The sequence below is a fragment of the Cellulomonas bogoriensis 69B4 = DSM 16987 genome (genome assembly GCF_000767165.1).
Classification (GTDB): Bacteria; Actinomycetota; Actinomycetes; order Actinomycetales; family Cellulomonadaceae; genus Actinotalea; species Actinotalea bogoriensis.
Genome location: NZ_AXCZ01000247.1, coordinates 1 through 2,844, shown reverse-complemented (window position 1 = coordinate 2,844; position 2,844 = coordinate 1). Strand labels below are relative to the sequence as shown.

Below are 2,844 nucleotides of genomic sequence, written 5' to 3'. Positions count from 1 at the left end.
GCTGGCCGTGGTGCTGCGCAGCGACCTGAAGATCCCTTCCGGTGCCGCGAAGCTGATCTCCTCCTACCTGCTGCTGGCCATCGGCCTCAAGGGCGGCGCCGCACTGGTCACCGCCTCCCCGTCCGAACTCGCGGGCCCCTTGGTGGCGACACTGCTGGCTGGCGCCCTGATGCCGCTGGTCGCCTACGGCGCGCTGCGCCGGTTCGGCCGCTTCTCCGTGCCGGACGCCGCCGGTATCGCCGCCCACTACGGGTCGGTCTCGGTGGTGACGTTCGCCGCGGCGGTGGCCTTCACCACCACTGCGGGCGCCGAGCCTGAGGCGTTCCTCCCGGCGCTCGTCGCCGTCCTGGAGGTGCCCGGCATCCTCATCGCCCTGGCCCTGGCGCACCGGGCGCGCCCCGGCGGGTCCATGCGTCAGGGCATCCACGAGGTGATGACCGGTTCGAGCGTCCTCCTCCTCGTCGGCGGCCTCGTCATCGGTGTGATCGCCGGGCCCGCCGGGCGGGCGCTCGTCGAGCCGGTGTTCGTCACCCCCTTCGCCGGGGTGCTGGTCCTGTTCCTGCTGCACCTGGGCACCGTGGTGGGCGGACGTCTGCGGGAGATCCGGTCCGCGGGCCCCTTCCTCCTGGCCTTCGCGATCGTCATGCCCCTGGTCGCCGGTGCCGCCGGTGCCGTCGTCGGCACCTTCGTCGGGCTCTCGGCCGGTGGGGCGGCGGTGTTCGGCGCCATGGCCGCGAGCGCGTCCTACATCGCCGCGCCGGCAGCGGTGGGCATCTCCCTGCCCGAGGCGAACCTGGGTCACGCCCTGACGGCGTCGCTGGCCATCACCTTCCCGTTCAATCTCGCCCTGGGGATCCCGCTGTACTACGCGATCTCCAGTGCGGTGACAGGCGTTCCGGTCGCCTGAGTGCCGCGTGGCGACGCGGCCGCTGTGCCACCATCGGGACGTGCCGGTCGAGCTGCGCCCCTGGTCCCTGCTGGACGCCGACGCGCTGGTGTCCGCGTCGTCGGGCAGCCCTGATCTGTACAAGCAGCTGGGTGGCGCGACCCTCAGGACCCGGGGTGAGGCCGAGGAGTTCATCGGCGCTCACCTGCTGCCCGGTGACGGCCGCCACGACTTCGCGTTCAGCGTCGACGGTGTGGCTGTGGGGAACGTGGGGATCAACCGCCTCGACGAGGTCCACCAGACAGCCTGGACGTACTACTGGCTCGCGGCCGGGCACCGTGGCCGCGGGTGGGCTGCCCGGGGCCTGGCGGCCCTGTCGACGTGGGCGTTGACCGAACGCGGGCTGTTCCGGCTCGAGCTCGGGCACCGGGTGAACAACCCTGCCTCCTGCCGGGTCGCGACCAGCGCGGGGTTCAGACCCGAGGGGCTTCAGCGCGCCAAGCTCCGGTACGGCTCCGAGCGCTTCGACGTCGAGACCCATGCACGTCTGGCGACCGACCCCGTCCCCTCGGTCGAGCCGTTGCCCTGGGCGACGCGGGCGCCCGGCGTCCGGTGGTGACGAAAACCTGAGGTGTGCCGCGGGGGCAGTCGGGTAGCGTCCGGCGCATGTCCGCCGAGGAGTACCTGGAGCTCAACCGCACCAACTGGGACAGTCGCGCGACCGTCCACGCCCAGAGCTACGGGATCGACGCCCTGCTCCAGGACCCGCGGCGACTGTCGGACGTCGTGACGTTCGACGTGCCGCGCCTCGGGGACGTCGCCGGCCTGGACGTGGTGCACCTCCAGTGCCACATCGGCACCGACACCCTGAGCCTGGCCCGGTTGGGTGCCCAGGTCACAGGCGTGGACCTGTCCGGTGGGTCCCTCGAGGTGGCACGGGACCTGGCTGCACGCGCCGGGGCGGACATCGAGTACGTCGAGTCCGACGTGTACACGGCACCGAACGCGCTCGACGGGCGGCGCTTCGACCTCGTCTACACCGGGATCGGCGCGATCTGCTGGCTGCCCGACATCCGCCGGTGGGCCCGGACCGTCGCGAGTCTGCTCCGTCCCGGCGGGCGGCTCTTCATCCGCGACGGCCATCCTGTGCTGCTCTCGGCCCTCGCGATGACCGTGGGGGCCGAGCACGACGACCGCCGGCAGCAACCCTGGATCACGGGTACCGGCGACCTGACCGTCGCGTTGGAGCTCCCGTACTTCGAGCAGCCCGACGGCCTCGTCTGGGACGACGAGAACACCTACGCCGGCACCGAGAAGGTCACCCAGCCCCGCTCGATGGAGTGGAACCACGGCCTGGGCGAGATCGTCACCGCCGTCATCGACGCCGGCCTCGATCTCACCTCACTGATCGAGCACGACAGCGTCCCCTGGGACGCCCTGCCCGGCCTCATGGCCCTCGACGAGGACGTCAACGAGTACCGCCTGCGCGACCGCCCGGAACGATTGCCCGCGACCTTCACCCTGACCGCCCGGCGCCGCTGAGCCCCGAAGGTCACGGCTCGGGCCAGTCGTGGGGACCGACCGCGACGAGGTGACCGCCCCACCGGTCAGACGCCTCCCGCAACCGCTCCTCGATGGCCTCCCACCTGCGGGCAGTGCCACCACCAAGGCACTCCACCTCCAGCACCCGGATCCCCCCACCCACGACCACGGGAGCCCCAGAACCGTCCATCGGTGCGGGATGCGGGTCAACTCTGCAGCAGCTCAGGGCCTCCTGGAGCGCGACCAGGTCCTGCCGGCCGCACCGACGTCCGCCCGCCGCCGTTGCGCCGCTGATGCTGATCACGCACCTGTCCGCCGGGCCACACCGGCGCCGTGAGTGGGACCGATCTGTTGCGGATTTCGCAACAGATCGGTCCCACTTCATGCACGGCGGGGGCGGGCAGGGTCGGCGGGGC

Annotated in this window: 4 protein-coding genes; 3 read left to right on the top strand and 1 reads right to left on the bottom strand. The window is 72.0% G+C overall.

Annotated elements, in window-relative coordinates:
* The 3 genes from N869_RS14090 to N869_RS14080 form a co-directional block, all read left to right on the top strand.
* Window positions 1-907, top strand: a 907-nt coding sequence (locus N869_RS14090; protein WP_035062633.1) for a sodium-dependent bicarbonate transport family permease, incomplete at its 5' end; no start/stop codon positions are given.
* Between the two features lie 40 nt (window positions 908-947).
* Entirely contained in the window at window positions 948-1,505 is a 558-nt protein-coding gene (locus tag N869_RS14085; protein WP_035062631.1) for a GNAT family N-acetyltransferase, read from the top strand.
* Between the two features lie 47 nt (window positions 1,506-1,552).
* Window positions 1,553-2,428, top strand: a complete 876-nt coding sequence (locus tag N869_RS14080) for a class I SAM-dependent methyltransferase (RefSeq protein ID WP_035062630.1) — start codon at window positions 1,553-1,555, stop codon at window positions 2,426-2,428.
* Window positions 2,429-2,438: 10 nt separating this feature from the next.
* Here the strand turns inward: N869_RS14080 and N869_RS17480 are convergent, their stop codons facing one another.
* Window positions 2,439-2,618 carry a hypothetical protein gene (locus tag N869_RS17480; RefSeq protein ID WP_156968568.1) on the bottom strand — a complete coding sequence of 60 codons (180 nt, stop codon included), beginning with the start codon at window positions 2,616-2,618 and terminating at the stop codon, window positions 2,439-2,441.
* Window positions 2,619-2,844 lie beyond the last annotated feature (226 nt).